This is a genomic window from Providencia huaxiensis (assembly GCF_002843235.3).
Lineage (GTDB): Bacteria > Pseudomonadota > Gammaproteobacteria > Enterobacterales > Enterobacteriaceae > Providencia > Providencia huaxiensis.
Genome location: NZ_CP031123.2, coordinates 317,167 through 338,566, shown reverse-complemented (window position 1 = coordinate 338,566; position 21,400 = coordinate 317,167). Strand labels below are relative to the sequence as shown.

The following is a 21,400-nucleotide window of genomic DNA, read 5'->3' as shown; positions in this document are numbered from 1 at the left end:
CAAATGCGACCATCAGAATAAAATATATTCGATTGATGCTTTCAGCATAGCGAGTAATGCCGATAGATAGCTCCACCTAAATTAAAAATTTTAAATTTATATCTTATTTGATTGTCATTACAGTTTAAACATTCATTTCCATACGAAATACGGATATAATTGAACCGACACTCCATATTAACAACATCTTCTTTCTCACGAATGAAGATTCGATGCTGTTCGGACTGTTGAACCACTCTTAAATCAGTAATTACGTTTCATAATGAAACTATAAAATTTCAAATATATAACAAATCAGTCACATAACTATTTTTAAATATCTATTCCAAATATGCTATATATAAAAAAAACAGGTTGGTCATTTAAGAAACAAAGTTACGTGGCCATTTTATTGCTCGCTATCCCGATGTTACTTACTAACATCTGGTTTTATGTATATGTCAAAAATAATACAGAAAAGGATATACACGATACATTTACGCTATTAGTGCATAATGCATCAATACAGTCGACAACCCAGCAAATTAGTGATATTAAAAATAATATTGTCACTATGTCCAGCTTCGCCAATCAGAAAGAGATGTCTAACTTTGTACTCAAAGATTCCGGCGATTTAAAAAAATTAATTTCATATACCTTAAATTCAAGCCGCTTTATCTCTAATATTTTATTCATGGACAAAAGCGAAAAATTTAATAGTATCCCAGAAATTTCTAATGAGGATTTCCGCCCTCATACGCGGCCGTGGTTTAAAAATGATACCAATAAGAATAATTTAATCACTTTTACCTATCCATATTTAGATATCCTTACTGATAAACCTATCATCAGTGCATCTAAAAGTCTTTATGACACCAATGGTAACAACTATGGGCTTGTCTCTATGGATCTTGACTTATATGAGATGAGCAAACCTCTAAACCAAATCAAAGTCCCATTGAATGGCGAGTTATACATAGCACACAAAGATGGCCGTATTATCATGAGTGCCAATAAACAACAAATTTACAGTGAAATATCAAATCTCAAGTGGTTAGATAATATTAACTCTGTTCAAAACTATTTTTATGACCCACTCACAAAGAGTTATATCTATTACTATGTGTTTACAGATCCTGATTGGATAATGCTATTGGTCGTCAAAAATGAACAATTTCAAAATCTTATAGATGATAATCGCCATTCATTTATCATAATAGGCATTATCAGTTTTATTCTGTATATCGCTGTAAGTATGTTGTGGAATGCAAACTTCCAGCGCATGATGAGTGAGTTACTTTCTTCCATAAAAAATGGTTATGAAAAAAAAGAAACAACTTACTCAAAAGAAATGCTAAATATCTATGATGAAATTTATAAACAGCACCAAGAAAAAAGTATTGCGACAAAAGCTGCTCAAGAAGATGAACTAACAGGACTGTATAACCGACGTGCATTTAATTACTGCCTAAAATCACTTATTGAGTCTAAAACAGCATTCTCAATTGGAATGATTGATATTGATGATTTTAAAGGAATTAATGACCAATATGGCCATGCTATTGGCGACTTAGTCCTTCAAGGTGTATGTGATAAAGGCAAAAAATATGCTGGAAAAAATAATTTATTGTTCCGCTATGGCGGGGAGGAAATTATTGTTATTTTCCTTAGTTTAACCAATGATGAAGCGTTGCAATGCATCAATGCATGGCGAAGGAGTGTTCAAAAAATGAACTGGTCTAATATTAGTGAATTAAAAGTAACGTTTAGTGGTGGCTTTTTAACTTGGTCAGGGCAAACTGAATCAGAGATTTTAAGCCAAGTTGATATGTTACTTTATAAGGCAAAATCTTCAGGTAAAAATAATATCGTATCATTATAATCTTTATTTTCTATAATTGATAGGTTACTACGTCAACCTATCAATTATTCTATTAACTTAGCCTTTCTGAATAAATGGTCATAAATAACTTAAACGCTATTCAGGGTAGCCACTATACAAGCAAGTAGCTCCGACAGTTACTGTGGCGATACCGGGTAAAACAAGGTGTGTGATCCTACCCGCGTAATGTGGATGTGGTCCTAAGCGAGGTCTGATTTTCAAACTGTGCTGAGCTGAGTCCTCCACAGGCACTGTGACGGCATCATCTGTTGTAATCGCACTCGATATAACTAAATATCGCCCTCCACATCTTTTCTCGATTGATAAAACGCTCACCGTGGATACATTCGACTTTCAGTGAATGAAAGAAGCTTTACCACCAAAACATGGGTAAGAGAGTTCATTGGTTCTACTAGGTATTATTTTACTTGCGGAGATATGTTGGCCTGCACGCATACTTAGAATATCCCCCAAAGCCACCCACTCAACTTCCCCCACATCAAAACTCAACAACTGGTCACGATAGTAGTTGTATTGTTTTTTACGTGCGGTAAGCTCAGCGGTAAGGGCGGTAAATTTATCCAGAATCCGAACGATTTCAGATTGAATCGCTAAGGATTTTTCTGGGTTGTTGGGGCAAGGAATGGGGACTTTTTTATGAGCATAATTGCTAATCCATTGACGCTTATGATCGCCCTCTACAAGCTCGCTCGGTAGTGTATTCAACCAATAGTAGATATATTTGAGTAAGAATTTAACATTATCAATAGAAGTTATCATTTTCATGGCAGATGACTTTGCTTTAAAATCAAAATCAACCCATTTATTGGCTGTAGTAAAATCATCAAAAATAATCACAGGATGTTTTGAAGCTTTGTAGATGCCATCATGTTCATTTGTATAGCCTAAAATGAATGTTTTTCCTGCTGTAAGAACAGGAGTAGTAAACTCATCGTTATAATCTGTCGCTTTCACTAAGTATTTAGTTGGTTGTTCATATTTAGTTAAATCCCCTAAAGGTAACCACTCAACCTCAGCCCCATCCAGCAACTTTTCCAGATAACTTAGCTCGCTCATGCTTACACCTCGCTACCTTCAATTTCAGCCACAATCGCATCAATATCTTTACGAAGCTGGTCAATTTTAGCGACAGTCGTTTTGAGTTCAGCATTCAGTTCAGTGATATTAATAATTTCACGCATATCTTTGGCTTCTACATAGCTACTGACAGACAGATTATAATCATTGGCAGCGATCGCTTCAGCGGTGACCGATTTTGCCAGATAATCCGTGTCTTTTTTACTGTCGAAGACTTGCATGATGTCTGCAATGTGTTTGTCAGTCAGTATGTTGTTATTGGTTTCTTTTTTGAATAATTCAGTGGCATCAATAAACTGCACATGGGTATCGGTTTTATGTTTTGATAACACCAGAATATTCACCGCCATGGTTGTTCCGAAGAACAGGTTAGGCGCTAAGGAAATTACCGTTTCAACATAGTTATTATCAACCAAATATTGACGGATTTTTTGCTCTGCACCACCACGGTAGAAAATCTTCGGGAAACAGACAATAGCCGCACGTCCCTTGGATGACAGATAATTAAGTGCATGGAGGACAAACGCAAAATCCGCTTTCGATTTTGGTGCCAATACTCCAGCAGGTGCAAAGCGGTCATCATTAATCAGCGTCGGGTCATCACTACCAATCCATTTCACCGAATACGGCGGATTGGAAACAATTGCATCAAACGGCTTGTCATCCTTAAATTCAGGCGCAAGTAGGGTGTTACCCAGCTTAATATTGAATTTATCGTAATTGATGTTGTGCAGGAACGAACATATTCATACGTGCTAAGTTAAACGTCGTATGGTTAATTTCCTGACCAAAAAAGCCGTCTTCGATGATGTGATTATCAAAATGCTTTTTCGCTTGAAGAAGTAACGAACCAGAGCCTGCTGCAGGGTCGTAAATTTTATTGACGTGAGTCTGTCCATGCATCGCCAATTGCGCTATCAGTTTTGACACATGCTGAGGAGTGAAAAACCCACCACCTGATTTACCTGCGTTTGCCGCATAGTTAGAAATCACAAACTCATACGCATCACCAAACAAATCTATCTGGTGTTCAGCAAAGTCGCCGAGTTTTAAACCTTCCACACCTTTGAGAACAGCCGATAGGCGTACATTTTTATCTTTAACGGTATTCCCTAATCGGTTGCTGGTGGTATCAAAATCAGCAAACAAGCCTTTAATGTCTGGTTCGGATGGATAGCCGGATGCGGAGCTTTCAATTGCCACAAAAATACTGTTTAAATCTGCGTTCAGCCTGTCATTGGTATTCGCTTTTGCTGCCACATTGCAAAACAGTTGGCTAGGACAAATAAAATACCCTTTCGTTCTCACGGCATCGTCTTTAATATCGTCCGTAATAATACTGTCATCCAACGCTGCATAGCAGATACTCTCATCACCACCTTCAATGTAATTTGCGAAATTTTCACTGATAAAACGGTAGAAAAGTGCACCGAGGACATACTGCTTAAAATCCCACCCATCCACTGAACCTCGCACATCATTAGCGATTGCCCATATTTGTCGATGAAGTTCTGCTCGCTGCTGAAGACTCGTCATTCTTATTCCTTTTTTCTTTAATATTACCAATACATTATGCCAGTAGTAGCGTATTCAAAACCAATATGACACCGTTTGATTAGGACACTTACTCAATGATTGAGTAACCCACCGCTACCCTTTAGATCCAATGATGCCAATAATAACATCCATACCTGATCCAGAAAGGGATTTGATGCACAGTGCGATAAATAAAGAACATCAAAGCGATACACACTGAAGTGGCATAGTTAATTTGGCCACCTGACTAGAGGTGATATTCTTACCTCAATAACATCACAGGTGAGCACATGGTTAAGCAATATTCAGCAGAGTTTAAACTCGAAGCTGCTAAAATGGTCGTTGACCATCATTACTCCGTGGCGAAAGCCGCTCAGGCTATGGGCGTTAGCCTTGCCGCACTTAATCGCTGGGTTAAAAAACTGAGATTAAAACGACAAGGCAAAACACCAACAGGGCTCCCGCTTACGCCAGAACAGATTGAACTTCGTGAGATGAAAAAAAAGATACAACGTCTTGAAATGGAAAACGAAATCTTAAAAAAGGCTAGTGTAGATTCAATCTGTCAATGCAACACCCCTTTCAATTATCTCTTTCGGTGTTTTGAACTTCAGTGTCTTTCTCGGTCTGTTGTTTAGCTGAGCAGCAACCAGATCTAGTTCATGTTGAGTATATTGGGCAAGACATGTCTTTTTAGGAAAGTACTGCCGAATTAGCCCATTTGTGTTCTCATTTGTTCCCCGCTGCCAAGGACTCTGAGGATCGCAGAAGTAAACTTTAACGCCGGTGCTGACAGTAAATTCTAGATGTCTGGCCAGTTCCATTCCTCTGTCCCATGTCAGTGATTTTCTGAGTTCTGACGGTAAACTCAGGAATTTGTCGGTAAGAGCCTGATTTACTGAGACAGAATCTTTGCCCCTGAGTCTAAGGATGATCGTATAACGTGATTTTCGGTCTACAAGTGTGGCTATATGAGAGTTTTTTGTACCTGAGACTAAATCGCCCTCCCAATGCCCCAGAGAGCGTCTGTTATCGATATTTCGGGAACGTTCGTGAATTGGTGTTCCGTTCACTATGTTAATCGTACCTCTTTCGCCTTTGCGGGTATGACGCCTGCCATGGCGAAGGCTATGCGACCGTCGCAGATGCTGTATATTCAGGTGGTGTAGCGCTTCACGGCTACGAAAGTACAGCGTTTTATAAATTGTCTCAGGTGATATTCGCAGCGTTTTTTGACGTGGTTTTGTTCGCCTTAACCATCCTGATATTTGCTCTGGAGACCATTTCATCTCCAGCTTTTCCAGAACAAGCTTTCGCAATGGTAAATTTTGATCCAGTAAGCACGGTTTTGGCCTTTTCGCCATTCTGTTGGCTCGGTTATTAGCATCAACAGCTTTGTAATAGCGTCTGCCCCGATTACGCTGAACTTCACGTGAGATCGTCGAAGGACTGCGATTCAGCGCAGTAGCTATCGCACGAATGCTCATTTTGGCTGACAAACCAGCTCGTATCTCCTCGCGCTCAGACAGTGTCAGGTGAGCTACAGCCCGCTTACGCTCATGGGGTTTTATGCCGCCAGTATCCCTTAACATAGTGAAGATCGTTCCGGGTTTTGAACCCAGGATATTCGTTATTTCACTGAAGCCTGTTCCGTTCTTCCATAGTTCAAAAACAGAGGCTTTTTCCTCTGCTGTAAATGTTCGTCTCATTCAAAAAACCTCCGCAACCCCATGTTTTCACATAACTGTTGCGTTGACCAATTGAATCTACAACGGCGCTCTTAATGTCGGACTCACTGAAGGATTCGCGATAATCGACAAACTCAGAGCGCATTACCCCGTCACAACACTTTGCCAACTTTTTGAACGTCATCGCAGCAGCTATCGTCACTGGCATCATCGAATGAAAAATGCCTTACCTGACGGCGTACGAGCGATTAAACGAAGCTTAGTCAAAGATGCCTGGAATTTAAGTGGCGGCTCTGCTGGCGCAAGGACTATTGCCACGATAGTGGCGACTCAATATGGTGTGAAAATGAGCCGTTATCTTGTAGGTAATTTAATGAAAGAACTTGGGATTACAAGTTGCCAACAGGTGAAGCATCGGTATAAACACGGAAGTAAAGAACATATCGACATCCCAAATTTACTCGACCGCCAATTTACTGTCACAGCGCCCAATCAAGTATCGTGCGGCGATGTGACTTATATTTGGACAGGAAAACGGTGGGCTTATCTGGCTGTCGTGTTAGACCTTTTTGCCCGGAAACCCGTTGGTTGGGCTCTATCAACGTCCCCCGACACAGGGTTGACATTAAAAGCCTTGCAAATGGCTTGGGAAATGCGGGGGCACCCAAAAGGGCTGATGTTTCATAGTGACCAAGGGAGCCATTATACTAGCCTTGAGTATCGTCACCGATTATGGCGTTATCAAATCACCCAAAGTCTGAGCCGACGAGGTAACTGTTGGGACAATAGTCCAATGGAGCGATTTTTTAGAAGTTTAAAACATGAATGGATGCCTTCAATCGGTTATGAAAGCTTGAAAGAAGCAGAGTGTAGAATTATCGGTTATATCACAGGCTATTACAGTGGCATCAGACCCCACTGGTATAACGGGGGATTGACCCCAAATGAATCTGAGCGACTGTTTTACAAACAGTCTAATAGAGTGGCCAATATTAGTTGACCACTTCACACAGGCTCTTTCCACTCTATGACTGTGCATTAAGCCCACGTTTCTCGTTGTATTTTCCCTGACTCGTGTTTCCATCTAAAACAGAGAATAAAAAATGTGATTAAATAAAATACCTATTGCCGTAGTAAATTAATTTCAGTTCACATGTCCATGAGCAAAATGATATGAGTCATTCTTTTCACGTATTAATGAACATGGATACCTGTGTCAAAAATTATCATCACCAGCCTGTTAATCAAAATCATTATCAACATCAACCAACGCCTATCATGGATGAGAATAAAAATAACAAAAAAATTAAATCCCAAACGAAGAAGACATCATCCTGTAAAGCGGAGACAAACGCTTTACAGGATGATGAGTGACACATGACGTAAAACAGACAACATGGAAAAGCAAGGAGCTTTACCCTCATTACATTGTTCTAGCTATCCTCCTGTATGATAGACATAGCCACCACCACAAAAAATCCCCCCTTGTTCAAGATAAATATCACGCCCATAACGTTCATAATCAAAATAGTGTGATAAGCACCCAAATTGTTCTACATCATAACAGCCGCTTTCTTCAATCCAGTAATAACCTAAATCATATTCATTATTCACATCATCTAATCGTTGGAAGGAGTCTAAGTTATCGATTAAATGAATTAAGTCGTCAATGGAACTCACATAGCCGCCCATTTCAATAACAGCCTGATAGAGATAAATCTCATCACAAGATAATTCGGTTAATTTAGTGGCTAAAGCATTCAGCTCATCTAAAACGCTATATTCTGAAATGTAGGAAGAAACACCATCAATCGAGGATTCATAGTCCGTCAAGAAATACTCTTCATAATGAGTCCCATCAATGCCAATACGCGCTAAACAGTGTTGTACCTCTTCTAAGGTGACGGGAAGCTCAAGCCACTCGCCAACCAGTTCGCCTTCGTTATATTTCCCTAGATTAGTGATAAAAACAGAAATAACCCCAGATTTTAGGCATGGGGAAGCCGTAGCATCAGTGTGCATATTAAAACCCTAATATTGATGTTCAGTGAGGTGTAGCCGTTATTGAGGAAGGTCTTTGATAATACGAGATATATGAAAATGAATGGAGGTAAGTCGTGTGATTATCACGCTGCAAATTCATAAGGCATAATGAAATGACCCTGTATACTGTCAAGATAATCAGCCCACCATTGGATCATCTTTGTACGCTCCATGATGTGCTCTGCTTTGTGAATATAAGCCGCCCTAACGTGATTTCTTTCTTGGTGACTCATTTGCCGTTCAATGGCATCACGCCCCCAAAGACTGGATTCAACAAGAGCGCTACACGCAATTGTCCTAAACCCATGCAAACAAAGTTCAGTTTTCGTGTCGTACCCTAATTTACGGATCGCTTTGTTTAACGTATTTTCACTCATCGGTTTGTTGTCATCTTTTACGCTACTAAAGATAAACGTACTTTTTCCGGTATATTCATAAATTTCTTGCAGCAGAGCTAATGCTTGAGAGGATAATGGGACAAGCTGTGGCGTTTTCATTTTTGATCCACGATGAGCATATTTCACACCTTCAATGGCTTCCCGCTCCGCAGGAATTGTCCATAACTTTTGTTCAAAATCGATTTCATCCCATCGCGCCAACCTTAACTCACTGGAGCGAACAAAAGTGAGTAAGGAGAGTTGTAAAGCTAACTGCGTTAGTCGATTACCCTGATAGTGTTTAATGCGTACCAGCAGCTCTGGCACTTGCTTTATGTCAAGAGCAGGTCTGTGTGTCACTTTATTCTTATTAATGACGCCACCAAGCTCCTGTGCAGGATTATAGGTAATTACCCCTTGCTGGACGGCATAACGTAAAATAGCCTTAATCCGCTGCTGTAGTCGTGAAGCAAGTTCTGTTTTACCCGTTAACGCAACCGCTTTAATTGGTGCGAGTAATACTTTGGTTGTTATTGTCTCAATGTGCATATCGCCAATGTCTGGGATAACATACTGTTCAAGACTATTAACAACTCTTTGTCTGTGGCACTCTGTCCATGTGAGTTGGTTATCGCTCCATTCCTTTGCAACCTTAGCAAATGTTTGTTGGTTATGTAGCAGATCTTCACGTTCTTTCACTTTGGGGTCACGCCCGAGTGCTAAGGTTTCTTTAATTTCAGTCCGTTTAGCGCGAGCTTGCTGAAGCGTGATTAAAGGATATAAACCGATTGAATAAGTATTTTCTTTATTATTAAAGCGATAACGCAATTGCCATGATTTACTTCCATTCGGAAAAATGGCAAGGGTTAAACCTTGACCATCCGTTAAACGGTAGACTTTCTCTTTACTTTTTGCTGATTTAATTTTCGTCTCAGTTAAAGACATAATACGCTCCAAAATCGGGTGATAGTCATCAATATATTCAGTTACTCTGCACTTGCCTGTTCATCAATCCATTGTTCAATATCACTCAAACGCCATCGTGAAGAACGCCCCATTTTGATAGGTTTAGGAAAGGCTTGCTTTTGAATTAAGCTGTAAACCCATTTATCTGTCATACCAATAAGCTGAGTAATCATTTTCATATCAATTAAGATATAACGCGTGTCGTTATAATTAACTTGCTCAATGGTTTTGAATAGGGATGTAGAAAGCGAATTATTAGCAATAGAAGGATTCATTATGACCTCTCTTTTATGGTTGTGTACATAAGAGAGGTCTCTCCGTTATTTTTTAATCCTTATTTAAATTTTCTTGAATAGCTTTTACAATAATGACAACAACATCCAGTAATGCTGAAAACATATAAACCTCCATTAATGTATAAAATAAAAAAACATCACCATTGATACTCAACTCAGTGATATAGTTTTGAAATTAGTTATAAGTCACTTTCATTCATTAAAGGAAGAGTATTTACCGCATGACTTCTGGGTCTACCTCTCTGGCTTTTAATATTAACCCCGCTAACAAAACAACGATAAAATTCTTGGATATTTTCTTTCTGCTCTTTTTTAGAGAAGTATTTAGCTAGGCAAATAAAACCGTTAACAGAATTTAGATCATAATAACTTTTAGTATTCCCCACGATAGCACACTTATAATTCCTTGCATCATTACAATCAAAGGTATGACTTGCACCTCGAGTATGCTGATACCAAAAATCATTAAGCCAAAGATAAAAAGGATAATACTTTTGATGTACTTGACCATTAATAAAAAAAACAGCATGAATATGAAGACCACCCACTTTCGAATGTTCCATGACAAATTGACAACCAATCACAGCATCATTATTTGTTTTAAAAATATGATAAAGATAAATCATATCTTGATAAGCTTTATTAATATCAACTGACTGATGAAGAGCATAGTGAAAATCGACTCTTACATTTAATAACTTTGAATAGTTCTGATTAAGGAGATTGAACTGATTGATTAACTTGTTGTAGATCGAAGGGTACATGTCACGTGCATTACTCATCTTTTTTCCTAATTGGTTATGTTCCTATAGGAATGGATGTGCAGTAAATGTTTACCGAGAACACTCGTTTGTTTTAACACAATGTTGTTATCACTGGTTACAGTCGTCTGTGATGAGGTGAATAGATGTAGAGGTAGGAAGGGGTCATAGGATATGTAAGGTTAGTAGTAAGTAAGGTAATAATATTAATAACCTAAATTCATTGATAAAACTAATTGATTGATGTTAAAGTAATATTCTAAAAACTTGTGTCTACCGGGTATTGCTATGAGAATAAATTTAGGCTTTGACAACTCAAAAATAATAGAGAGGATAACTGTAGACGCAGAGGCGCAGAACCTATCTAAATCCCAGATTGTTGAAAATCTAATAGATAAATATTTTAAGGTCACACCTAAAAATCAAGTGATATTAAGCCCTAAAGGCTTTCGAAAAAGTGAGCGATTACAGGTTACCTTAAAAAATGAAAGCCTAGTTATATTGATAAAAAAACACTCAGAAAAGTATAAAATTTCAAAACCTAAAATCATCGAAGCTATTCTAGAAAAACATTTCCATTCAGAGATTAGTGATATAGTAAAAAATACGAAAACCAACAATGAAAAATTTAATTCCAATGTATTTAGTCCCATAATCACTTTTCAATATAAGAATAAAAAAATTAAAGAACCCGCTTATAACTCATACACTTTACCTTTAACAATTAGAGCGCGTTCTTTGTCTTTGGAAAAATTAAATAAATCTTATCTTGCAGAAATAAAAATAAATTTACTTTTTCATTTAAACTTAAACAACGAAAAAACTAAGCATAATTTATTTTGTTATATTGTTTTAGTTAATGAGGCAAAACTCATCAGTAAAAAGTTAATTTATCAAGAAACAGACACCATAGAAAATGCATATGAAAATGCATATGAAAATGCATATGAAAATGATCACATCGATAATATAAAAAAATTAACTAAAAAAAATGGCATTTATAAAAATGAATACCTTTACACATTCGATATTAATTATGTAATAATTAAAATAGCCAAAATAACTAAGACAATGGAAGACAACATTGAAAAAATAAATATTATTACCTTTGAAAAAGACAGTTACCTGACGAATGAAATTAAAAACATAGACCTAACAAAAATAGAATACGTATCAAAAAGAAGAAACAAAAATTACGAACCAAAAGATAATTACGGAGGCATTTTTCCTGAGAAAATAAATTGTACCGGGTATTATTATATAAAATTAATTAATAAGCCCAAATCGGTTAACCAAATTTTAAAAAAAAGACACATTTTTAAAATTGATAAAAACTTCATACTCAAGCTAATGCCTAATGTTAAAAATCCAGAGGTTCTACAAGATATATTATCGATAGTGAGTATTTTACCTATTTACGACTATACAAATGCCCCCCGCTTAAAAAAAACATATAAATAAAAAAGGGTAAAATAGAGGGTAACAAAAGGCAATAAAATTTAAATCACCATTTAAATCAATAAGATAAATAAAATTATGATTCCGAGTCCGGGCACCACTTATTCAAAGAACCCGCCCAAAAGGCGGGTTTTTGCTTTGTATCTCTCTGAAGCCAACACTCGCCCAATTTCAACTAAATTCAACTCGCCCCCCCCCATATGAACCCCATTGTGCGAGTATAGTTACGGGTAGGATCACCCCGAGTGGTTACAGCCTACTATAAATTAAGTAGGTTTCGATATTGTTTAAAGAAAGCTTTCAAGCCCACCTATTGATAGCGCCTGTGGAGGCTAATTAGTATAAAGCTTTCTCTATCGGAAAATAAAAATACGGTAACGAAGACTAAACATGAAATAATTTATAATTTTAAATATTTAATAATGTTAACTCTCATGAATTTTACCTTAATAAACTTAGGTGTTATTGCGTCAAGAACCGGGCCAAAGCTATGATAAAAATCATGCTCCCAAAAATAGGATTTAAATTGATATCTTCTATTCCAATTTTTGTCTGATTGTATAGTTACCCTTAATATATTCCCTAATTCATTCAATGATGAAATAGTTACTTTTATTTCCGACCTATTTTTAGCAATTGCATATACAATCCCTATCTTAGGATATAAGTCATAGTTGATACACTCATAGAAATTACTTTCATTTAAAACCCTGATCACTCTACTAATTGGCAAAATCATAATAATCCTAAAATGATGCTATATCATATAGCATCACATATTATATATTTATATGACTAATGATTGTGTGAATAATTTTTGTATCTATATCCTTGAGACCTCATGCACTCAGCAATAAGTTCAGGCCTATCAGTATAGCTCACGAGTGCAATACCGATATCGTATTTACATTTTGACAATACATTTTGAGTGTCATCATAATTAACACCTTCTTTATACCACCCAGGACCTATTGCACACCCATATAGTATAAATATAGAAAGCGTCACAATGATTTTTAGATTATTTTTTATCATGTTATTTAAAATGAATAAGTTATTCCAATCATATTTATTAATCCATACTTCTGTTTAACTATTGGGCTATTTACTGAATCACCTAATAGATAATACCCACCAGATTTCAGGTTCAAATATAAATCATCAAACAATTTGTAGTTAACTCCAAACAGTACACCTACATCCTTAAACCCACTATTAGGCGTATAAGGTAAATAGCTTGTTTTCATTGATTGCTCTTCGGTAACACCAACGTAAGCTTGATTATAATTTTTATTCACATATCTAATAGAAACATTTGAATCAATCGACCACTCATTATTTAATTCAAAATTAGAATTAATACCGAATTCATATCGTGTTGCATTATCGATTTTTTCCCCGCCATAATTTCTATGCCCAATAGCCGTTAAAGAGTTTATATAGAGAGAATGCTCGTTTATAGCATAGCTAATCTCTAAGCCTGCTGCAACAGCTCCTTTTAGATCCCCCATGCCTTTTAGATCAGTATTTTTATTTCCAGAAAACCCTATTTCCTCTTTTCTACCTTGCAAGTAAGTTCCAATAACCCCAACATTAATACTGTCATATATATTATATTGCCATTTAGCCCCCTCTGTTCCAATACTGAATATCCCATAGTCATCAGTTAGTTCAGTGTATTGAATCATAGCATCTGGAGTTAGTATATATTTTTTAGCCCCCTCATAAGGAGTTACCACTCCAGCACCTACTCCTATTTTTAATTCACTAGCAGATATGCAAGCACAGAAAAACATCCCAGTAATAGGAAATATATAATTACGGTTCATTAATATCCTTTTTTTAATGCTTATTGAAGTTGACTAATTAAAGACATTCTTGATTTTTCAACATATAAACCCAAACCATCTTTATCGTAAAATGCTTTTTCATTTCCATTCCTGAGAGATTCAAGTTTATCTTTAAGACCAAATCGCTCACCTTTACTGGCTACAAATATATCGACTTCTTGGTTAGCCAATACATAATAACTATATTGTAAATCTTCTATTATTTCAGGGTAATTTAGATTGTTGACCAAGTAATACCCCGGGGTAGCTAAACTATCTGTATATATCAATTTATCTCCATTATTTAATTTAACGCGCCAAGAGTTAGTTTAGAGGAATTAGTTAAATACAAACACGTATATTGTTTACCTTGGTTGCAAGATGAAAATGAATTAGATAGACAACTAAATAGAAGGGGAATGTCTCGTAATATAGGATTTAAATGCCCTGAATACTCACAAGTGATCCCTGCATTGAATAATAGCTCAATGCTTGCAATTGTTCCTGAGCCCTGGCTTCGTAACAGTGGTCTCAAAAATACAGTAAATATTCGAAACCTGCCTGACGATTTGGCATTGGGTCGGTTGTTCATAATGTATCGAAAATCAATGCAACCCTGGAAAAAAAAGATAGTGGCAATACTTAAATCAAAAGCTGGTCAGTATTATGAATAAAACAAGTGGCCTAGCCATGATTTTTCTTATCATCAATCTCCCACAACCATAAAAGTGAATAAAAATGACTGAGCGAAACGCTCTTCATCACAAATTACTTGTGCGAAGAAGATAGCTTGTGCGGATAAAATTAAAAAGTAATGACGCCTTATCATCTGTTTATCCGCTGATTTAAAATACCAATTAACTCGCTATTTACCTCTCACCTTACCTCTCACCTTGAGTATCAACCAATAAGCGCTGGTTAATATATTCAATCGTCTCATCTATAGTCATGATTTTATTCACAACGTTAGTAATTCCTTGCCCGATAATGACCTCAGCTTGGCGCAAGTTAAACAACTTACCGTTTGGAATTGAAGATTCACGGATCCCTCGGTTTATTTCTTGGTAAGCAAGGGGCATCCATGGGTAACGATAGCAAACCTCTTGATTATGGCTGAAATCTTGATGATTACTGTTGCCCCCCAATAAAATGAGGTGATCCATTACTATTGGTGAATAAAGCCAACGATAAAATTGTTCTGCATAATGGTTTTTTTGGCTGTAGCGAGAAACACCTAATGCCCCACCGCCCAATTGAGGAATACCCCCAGGCACAGAAGCAAAACCAATTTTAGGGAAAATATCACTATGAGCGACATCGTTAAACAGGTTCATATAAGCAATCAACATAGCAAGTTTTCCTTGCTCAAATTGCTCAACGGATTCACTCCACCATTTATTATGAATATTTTCTGTAATAGAAACTTGATGAAGATATTCACTTAATACCTGACCTGCTAATGGCATTTCTAATCTAGGAATATGGCCATGACTTATTAACCGTCCACCTGCTGCGTAATATCTTAATAAATACTCAGTGGCAATTAACCCAGCGCTGCCTAACGTCGTTGATGCACCAAAAGGCCGTAAAAACTCCCCTTCTTCATGTAGCTCTGTGAAAAATTGAGTTACCTGGTCGTATTCAGTAAAAGAAATGGGAACGGTTAGCTCTTGTCCCGTTTTTTCGTAATACATTCTTCTTAAAATAGGATCTTCGAAGAGATCTTTACGATAAAATAACATTTGTGCACTGGCATCGAATGGCATGGCATATGCTGTATCATTCACCAAACTAAATTTTTGCTGTGTCGGTAAGGAAAAGTTACTTAATAAATCCGTTACTCCATTTCCTATTTTATCCAATGGTTGTAGGATGCGTTCCGCAAACCAAGGAAAACAGGCCATATCAATACGTAATAAGTCATAATAAGGGTGTAAATGGAGCTGCCCTAATATTTGGTAAACTTCATCATAAGGATAAACAGCTAAATTAACCTTAATTCCTGTTTGCCGATAAAAATGTGGTAGTAGTTTTTTAAGTGCGTTTGTTGAAGGGCTGGGTAAAGTGAGTAAATTTAAGGTTTGATCAGATTCATTGTCAGTAATTATTGCTGGTGTTGCCGTATAAAGGTTGCCACTTTGATTACGAACGTAGACAGTATTCTTCCCCGAAGTTTTCTTTTCGAGATCTTCTCTCATCAGTTCATCGACCACTTCCAATCCTAATTGTGCATAGTTCATAGGAAAACAATGCAACCCTTTTAGTATCGGAGGAATGTTGCCACTTAAAGCAAAAATTGCAGGGCAATCGCCTTCACTTCCAAAAAAACTTGCCTGGGTTAAAAAACTGGCTTTTTCAATATCTTCAGCAACAAATAAATCAGGTATTTGCTCCTCAGAGAAAAAACCAAAAGCCGCCTTATAAGATTCATCATTAGAAGCACGAATAATAGTAAATTTTTTATTCGGGGCCTTCTGTTTAAGGTTATTTTGTAACTCACTGACAAAGGTGGCGTGCTCTAAATCGCCATGATCATCACTAAAAATACCCACTAACTGGCTTCGACTTGCCGCAATTTGTTGGCAAATGGCATCAGCTGCCTGAGAGTAATCCAATGTGAAAAAGTGGTAAGCATTTGCAGGCTGACGATAAATAAAAATAATTTGAGAAGCGGTTAATTTTAAGGTGTCAAAATAGATGGTAGCATCCTGCAAACAACTGACTGCCACAACTTGCTTATAACCGCCAGCTGCAATTTTTTGTAATGCATCAAGTTCTGTCGTTTCCAGATCATCCGTCAAAAATAGATCATAAGTTATCTCAGGATACTGGGCCATCGATTGCCTAAATGAATTAAAAAATATTGCATACTTATCAGACACTAATTGCGGTAAAAGTATTGCTACCTTCTGGCTCTTATTGGTTCTCAATAATTGAGCTTGTGTATTTAACTGATATCCCATTTGCTTGGCAGCTTTATAGACTGCTTCAATTTTCTCAACACTCACATTTCCCCGCTTATTCAATACATTAGAAACGGTCCCATGAGAAACACCTGCTAATTTTGCGATATCTTTGATTGTTGCCATTTGTCTTTTTCACCTTGATTGTTGCTACCAATAGCATACCTGAATTATTCATCGCGACTACCTATAATTGTTTTGAACGTTCCATAGAAAATTAGTTTACAAAACAATCTAATAACATAGATATTGCAGTTTTTACCCATTTCTTAGCCCATCAAAACAAAAATCAATTAAATCAATAATATGAAAAATATTTTTTGAATGAGATCACTGAACAAAGTAACAACTATTGGCAAAGCAAACCCTCGATATTATTATTGGAACGTTCAAATTAGCTTGTTTTTTGTTTGAACATCAACATCAGGGATCAAAAAACCCAAAATAAAACAATAAAATACAGGTAATTATTATGAAACTTCACTTTTTAGGCACCGCGGCTTCTGAAGGTATACCAAATCCTTTTTGCCGTTGTGAGCACTGCCAGAAAGCAAGAGAACTTGGGGGAAAAGATATTAGAACCCATTCTTCCGCGATTGTGGATGATCTTATGCTGATCGATGTTTCCCCGACATTTAGCTATCAGCTAATGCGTGATGGAATGGACGCAACTAAGTTTGAAAGTTTACTATTTACCCATACCCACCCTGACCATTTTAATGTCGGCGATTTATTCAGCCGCATGGAAGGTTATGGTTTTGAAATTCACCATCCATTACATATTTTCGGTAATGACCGAGCAATTAATGGCTGCCTTGATGTTCTGCCTGGCTACAGCAAAGAGCGTTTCGATTTCCACTGCTTAATCCCTTTTGTCACCGTCGAAAGAAATGGTTATAAAATTACGCCATTACTCGCAAATCATGCTAAATGGGAATTGTGCTACGTCTATCACATTGAAAAGGATGGGAAAACTATTTTTTATGGACATGATTCAGGTTGGTTCCCTGAATTAACATGGAAATGGCTAGAAAATAAACAGCTTGATATTGTCGTATTTGAATGCACTTACGGACTCAATGGGAAAAATCGTACAGATAACCACATGAGCCTAGAAACCGTATTTGCCGCTAAAGAAAAACTACAACAACAAGGTTGCCTGCATTCAGAAACTCAAATTGCTGTTTCACATATTTCCCATAGTGGCAAATTACTTCATAGTGAATTAGAAGCGGTTTGTGCGCCTTATAATATCCGCGTTGCTTATGACGGATTAACGCTAGAAGCACATTAAGAGGAAAACTAATCATGGATATGAAAATAACCTCTCGCTTACTGATTATGATGTTTGTGCAATATTTCATGCAAGGCGCATGGAATATGACCATGGGACTTGTGTTAAGTACTTATGGGATGGCAAATATTATTGGTAATGCTTACGCTTTATTAGGCGTGGCAACCATTATTTCTCCTTTATTTATTGGTATGGTTGCAGACCGCTTCTTTGCCTCACAAAAGGTAATGGGAACACTGCATTTAATTAATGCGGTCGTTATTCTATGTGTTCCTCAATTTATTGAGGCACAAAATAGCGGTATGACCCTGTTTATGATTTTTATTATTGGACTACTGTTTTATCCAACAACTGCACTCTCTAATAGCATCAGCTTCTCTCATATCAATGGCGTGAAATATTTCCCTATTATTCGTGTATTCGGTACATTTGGTTTTATGGCTATCGGATTTATATTAGGGGAAATGGGCTTCTCGGGTAGTACCATGACTTGGTATATTGCATCCGCTGTTGCTGTATTACTGGGTTTCTACTGCTTTACTTTGCCAAATACACCACCAAAAGCGAAAGGTAAGCCTTTCTCCGCTAGAGATATTTTATGCTTAGATGCACTTTCATTATTTAAAGACCGCTATTTCGTTATCTTAATGTTTAGCATCTTTGTATTAATGATACCCAAAACAGCTTACTCCGCTTATATTCCTGTATTTATTAAAACACTTGGATTCGATAATGCGGCATCTATCATGCAAATTGGTATTGCATGTGAAGTCCTGTTTATGTTCGTTCTGTCCTTCTTCTTAATGAAGTTCGGTTTCAAAATTACCTTACTTCTTGGCGCGGTGAGTTGGATTATTCGCTCAATATTATTCTCCTATGCTGCGGTAGATTCCGGTTTTTACTTCATTATTATCGGATTGATGCTTCAAGGATTATGCTGGGACTTCTTCTTTACTGCCGGTGATATCTATGTTGACCGTAAAGCAAAACCAGAGATACGAGCACAAGCTCAAGGTTTACGCTTTATTGTTTCAAATGGCTTCGGTTTGCTATTTGCTTCAACAATTTGTGGTGAAATCTTTAATTCAACTGTCACAGAGACGGGTAGCGCGGCATTACCACAATGGGAAACATTCTGGCATTACCCAGCTATCGTCGCCGCTGTTGTCACTGTTTTCTTTATCTTCTTCTTTAAAGATGATGTGTCTAAAAAGAAAAATAACGAAGGTGAAAAAGCAGTAAGTAACGTTGCTATACCCAAATAATTCGAGTTGCAGGTAGGCGACAAGCGAAGATAGACGGGGAATAGAGATAAACTATGTGGCTCGGCTAGCTGAGTGTAGTCAACACCGCTGCAACTTGAGGGGTTACGAGTATACACAGTAAAAACCAAGGAAAGAGTAAGCCTACGTCAGGAGCAAGCCATGGATTTATTTATACAGTTTGTTGACACCATTGGCCCTTTATCACTATCAAGTATCGCTAAACTACTGGCCGCCTTTGTTTTAGGCGGCTTAATTGGATTAGAACGTGAATCAAAGGGAAAACCTGTTGGTTTTAAAACTTGTGTCATTATCGCCGTTGCCAGCTGTTTATTAACTATCGTTTCTATTCAGTCAGCGGAGTATTACGCCAATATCTCTGACAATATACGTAGCGACCCGATGAGATTAGCTGCACAAATAATTAGTGGAGTGGGATTTCTAGGCGCTGGAGTTATATTACATCGTCGCGATGATGCAATCTCAGGTTTAACAACAGCAGCCATAGTTTGGGCATCAGCCGGTGTTGGAATAGCCTGTGGCTCAGGGTTTTACTGGCATGCTGTCATCGTTACAGTTCTTTTTTTCTTAGCAATACAGCTCAGCCCGCAAGTTGCGTTATTTCAGATGAAAAATCAAAAATTAGGAAAAATAAAAGTTCGTATGTTATTTACTCATGAAAAGGGGGTTCCCTTACTTATTGAGTACCTAAAAAGTCACAAAGACTTAATTGAGAATCTCACCATCAGAGATATCAAGAAAGAGCGCGTCGAGGTAAATTTAAAGTTATTAGTACGCCAAAAAATCACTTTACCTGAATTTTACTGTTCCTTAAAACAGTTAGATTATGTGCATTCTGTTTCTCTAGATCACTAACCCTCTTCTTTTCAAGGTGCTATCTTTTCATATGAGCTTAAATAACCTGCTTACATTCGCAGGTTATTTACCTATAAATTACCTTTCCCACTATAAATTCCGTAAATCCTCTGGAATATTCTTTTTCAAAATGCGCCAGAAGTCCTCTGCGGTTTTATTTAGTCGTGTATCCATGCGATAGATGTACGCTTGGATAGGTATTGTTAATTCAGGCGTATCCAAACAAACCAGTTTTTTTTCTTTCAATTCATTCACTACGGAATAAATGGGTAACCATGCAATGCCATGGCCATCCAAAGCCATATTTTTTAGTAACTCACTCATTGATGACATAAAAAGTGTTTTCGAATTGATCGCACCAAACTCACTTAACCGACGATTAACTAACCTTCCCATATATGAAGCACTGGTGTAATTCAGCAACGGCACTTGAGGTTGATAGATATCAAATAGCGGCTTACCATGCTCATCCGCTGCACAAATTGGATATAATTCAGATTCAAATACATTCAATGAGGAAAATGGAGATTGCATTAAATCCTCATCATAAAATGAGATAATAAAATCACTTTTTCCTTCTCTCAATGCGTTCACAACTTGTACCACATCAATGGCTTCAACATGGTAAACAAACTCCTCACCGTAACCAGACAGCCCATGAACCAATTTAGGCAGTAATGTCAGTGACAACGAATGAGCGGCGGCAATTTTAATATTCGGTAGGCTCAATACATTGTGACCGGATAGTTCATTTAAGTTACATTCCAGTTGTTGTAATAAACTACGCGCTTGAGAATGAAAAATTTTGCCCTCTTCAGACAACTGTAAAGGGGAAGTCGTTCTATCAAATAATTCAACGCCAATGGCTTCCTCTAAAGCTTTAATACGACGGCTAAATGCGGGCTGAGAAATACTCCGCTGTTCTGCTGCATGAGAAAAATGTCGACATGATTCTAGAGTTAAAAAATCATATAGCCATTTTGTTTCTATATTTTTCATCTTATTAAGCCTTAAATTGACTTGCTGTTAAAATATAAAAAACTAAAAGTATTTTTATTGATATTTTGAGTTAATGACTAGTTAAATAACAAA

General features: G+C 37.1%; 15 protein-coding genes and 6 pseudogenes. 9 read left to right on the top strand and 12 right to left on the bottom strand.

The window, feature by feature from the left end; genetic code table 11:
• Positions 1 to 379: 379 nt before the first annotated feature.
• Positions 380 to 1,861, top strand: a complete 1,482-nt coding sequence (locus tag CYG50_RS02955; RefSeq protein WP_168222825.1) for a sensor domain-containing diguanylate cyclase — start codon at positions 380 to 382, stop codon at positions 1,859 to 1,861.
• A 265-nt stretch (positions 1,862 to 2,126) separates the two neighbouring features.
• Here the strand turns inward: CYG50_RS02955 and CYG50_RS02950 are convergent.
• The 3 pseudogenes from CYG50_RS02950 to CYG50_RS02940 all read right to left on the bottom strand — a co-directional run.
• A pseudogene (locus CYG50_RS02950) lies at positions 2,127 to 2,234 on the bottom strand (IS3 family transposase); the annotation flags it as partial.
• Positions 2,235 to 2,328: 94 nt separating this feature from the next.
• A pseudogene (locus CYG50_RS02945) lies at positions 2,329 to 2,938 on the bottom strand (restriction endonuclease subunit S); the annotation flags it as partial.
• A gap of 2 nt (positions 2,939 to 2,940) precedes the next feature.
• Positions 2,941 to 4,495 (bottom strand): annotated as a pseudogene (locus CYG50_RS02940) (type I restriction-modification system subunit M).
• Between the two features lie 290 nt (positions 4,496 to 4,785).
• Between CYG50_RS02940 and CYG50_RS02935 the strand changes: the two are divergent.
• Positions 4,786 to 5,040: pseudogene (locus CYG50_RS02935) on the top strand (transposase); the annotation flags it as partial.
• Positions 5,041 to 5,052: 12 nt separating this feature from the next.
• Here CYG50_RS02935 and CYG50_RS02930 read toward each other — a convergent pair.
• Positions 5,053 to 6,204: an IS30-like element IS30 family transposase gene (locus CYG50_RS02930; protein ID WP_102139453.1), complete on the bottom strand. Its 1,152-nt coding sequence runs from the start codon at positions 6,202 to 6,204 to the stop codon at positions 5,053 to 5,055.
• A 64-nt stretch (positions 6,205 to 6,268) separates the two neighbouring features.
• On the opposite strand from CYG50_RS02930, the pseudogene CYG50_RS02925 reads away from it, so the two are divergent.
• Together CYG50_RS02925 and CYG50_RS23400 are read left to right on the top strand one after the other, a co-directional pair.
• Positions 6,269 to 7,183, top strand: a pseudogene (locus CYG50_RS02925) (IS3 family transposase); the annotation flags it as partial.
• A gap of 173 nt (positions 7,184 to 7,356) precedes the next feature.
• Complete coding sequence (locus CYG50_RS23400; protein WP_102139455.1) at positions 7,357 to 7,557, top strand: hypothetical protein; 201 nt, start codon at positions 7,357 to 7,359, stop codon at positions 7,555 to 7,557.
• A gap of 63 nt (positions 7,558 to 7,620) precedes the next feature.
• Here the strand turns inward: CYG50_RS23400 and CYG50_RS02915 are convergent, their stop codons facing one another.
• From CYG50_RS02915 to CYG50_RS02900, 4 genes are all read right to left on the bottom strand, one after another.
• On the bottom strand, positions 7,621 to 8,205 hold the full coding sequence (locus tag CYG50_RS02915; RefSeq protein WP_102139456.1) for an antirestriction protein ArdA: 585 nt from the start codon (positions 8,203 to 8,205) through the stop codon (positions 7,621 to 7,623).
• A 104-nt stretch (positions 8,206 to 8,309) separates the two neighbouring features.
• On the bottom strand, positions 8,310 to 9,548 hold the full coding sequence (locus CYG50_RS02910; RefSeq protein ID WP_102139457.1) for a tyrosine-type recombinase/integrase: 1,239 nt from the start codon (positions 9,546 to 9,548) through the stop codon (positions 8,310 to 8,312).
• A 41-nt stretch (positions 9,549 to 9,589) separates the two neighbouring features.
• Positions 9,590 to 9,844, bottom strand: a complete 255-nt coding sequence (locus CYG50_RS02905; RefSeq protein ID WP_102139458.1) for a helix-turn-helix transcriptional regulator — start codon at positions 9,842 to 9,844, stop codon at positions 9,590 to 9,592.
• 200 nt (positions 9,845 to 10,044) lie between these two features.
• On the bottom strand, positions 10,045 to 10,647 hold the full coding sequence (locus tag CYG50_RS02900) for a hypothetical protein (protein ID WP_102139459.1): 603 nt from the start codon (positions 10,645 to 10,647) through the stop codon (positions 10,045 to 10,047).
• A 267-nt stretch (positions 10,648 to 10,914) separates the two neighbouring features.
• On the opposite strand from CYG50_RS02900, the gene CYG50_RS02895 reads away from it, so the two are divergent.
• Positions 10,915 to 12,087 (top strand): hypothetical protein, encoded by a 1,173-nt coding sequence (locus CYG50_RS02895; RefSeq protein WP_102139460.1) that lies wholly within the window; start codon positions 10,915 to 10,917, stop codon positions 12,085 to 12,087.
• 1,037 nt (positions 12,088 to 13,124) lie between these two features.
• On the opposite strand, the gene CYG50_RS02890 is transcribed toward CYG50_RS02895, so the two are convergent.
• Together CYG50_RS02890 and CYG50_RS02885 are read right to left on the bottom strand one after the other, a co-directional pair.
• Positions 13,125 to 13,913, bottom strand: a complete 789-nt coding sequence (locus CYG50_RS02890) for a MipA/OmpV family protein (protein WP_102139463.1) — start codon at positions 13,911 to 13,913, stop codon at positions 13,125 to 13,127.
• A 20-nt stretch (positions 13,914 to 13,933) separates the two neighbouring features.
• Entirely contained in the window at positions 13,934 to 14,203 is a 270-nt protein-coding gene (locus tag CYG50_RS02885) for an MBL fold metallo-hydrolase (protein ID WP_102139464.1), read from the bottom strand.
• Between the two features lie 39 nt (positions 14,204 to 14,242).
• Between CYG50_RS02885 and CYG50_RS02880 the strand changes: the two are divergent.
• A pseudogene (locus CYG50_RS02880) lies at positions 14,243 to 14,587 on the top strand (type 2 periplasmic-binding domain-containing protein); the annotation flags it as partial.
• A 207-nt stretch (positions 14,588 to 14,794) separates the two neighbouring features.
• On the opposite strand, the gene CYG50_RS02875 reads toward CYG50_RS02880, so the two are convergent.
• The gene (locus tag CYG50_RS02875) at positions 14,795 to 17,002 is read right to left on the bottom strand and encodes an extracellular solute-binding protein (RefSeq protein WP_102139466.1); all 2,208 of its coding nucleotides are present in this window, start codon (positions 17,000 to 17,002) and stop codon (positions 14,795 to 14,797) included.
• 346 nt (positions 17,003 to 17,348) lie between these two features.
• On the opposite strand from CYG50_RS02875, the gene CYG50_RS02870 reads away from it, so the two are divergent.
• The 3 genes from CYG50_RS02870 to CYG50_RS02860 all read left to right on the top strand — a co-directional run bounded on the left by CYG50_RS02870 (position 17,349) and on the right by CYG50_RS02860 (position 20,308).
• Entirely contained in the window at positions 17,349 to 18,170 is an 822-nt protein-coding gene (locus CYG50_RS02870; protein WP_102139467.1) for an MBL fold metallo-hydrolase, read from the top strand.
• Positions 18,171 to 18,184: 14 nt separating this feature from the next.
• A complete protein-coding gene (locus CYG50_RS02865; protein WP_102139468.1) occupies positions 18,185 to 19,435 on the top strand; it encodes an MFS transporter in 1,251 nt (416 codons plus the stop codon).
• A 159-nt stretch (positions 19,436 to 19,594) separates the two neighbouring features.
• The gene (locus CYG50_RS02860) at positions 19,595 to 20,308 is read left to right on the top strand and encodes an MgtC/SapB family protein (RefSeq protein ID WP_102139469.1); all 714 of its coding nucleotides are present in this window, start codon (positions 19,595 to 19,597) and stop codon (positions 20,306 to 20,308) included.
• Between the two features lie 90 nt (positions 20,309 to 20,398).
• On the opposite strand, the gene hypT is transcribed toward CYG50_RS02860, so the two are convergent.
• Positions 20,399 to 21,307: a hypochlorite stress DNA-binding transcriptional regulator HypT gene (gene hypT, locus CYG50_RS02855; protein WP_102139470.1), complete on the bottom strand. Its 909-nt coding sequence runs from the start codon at positions 21,305 to 21,307 to the stop codon at positions 20,399 to 20,401.
• Between the last annotated feature and the right edge of the window lie 93 nt (positions 21,308 to 21,400).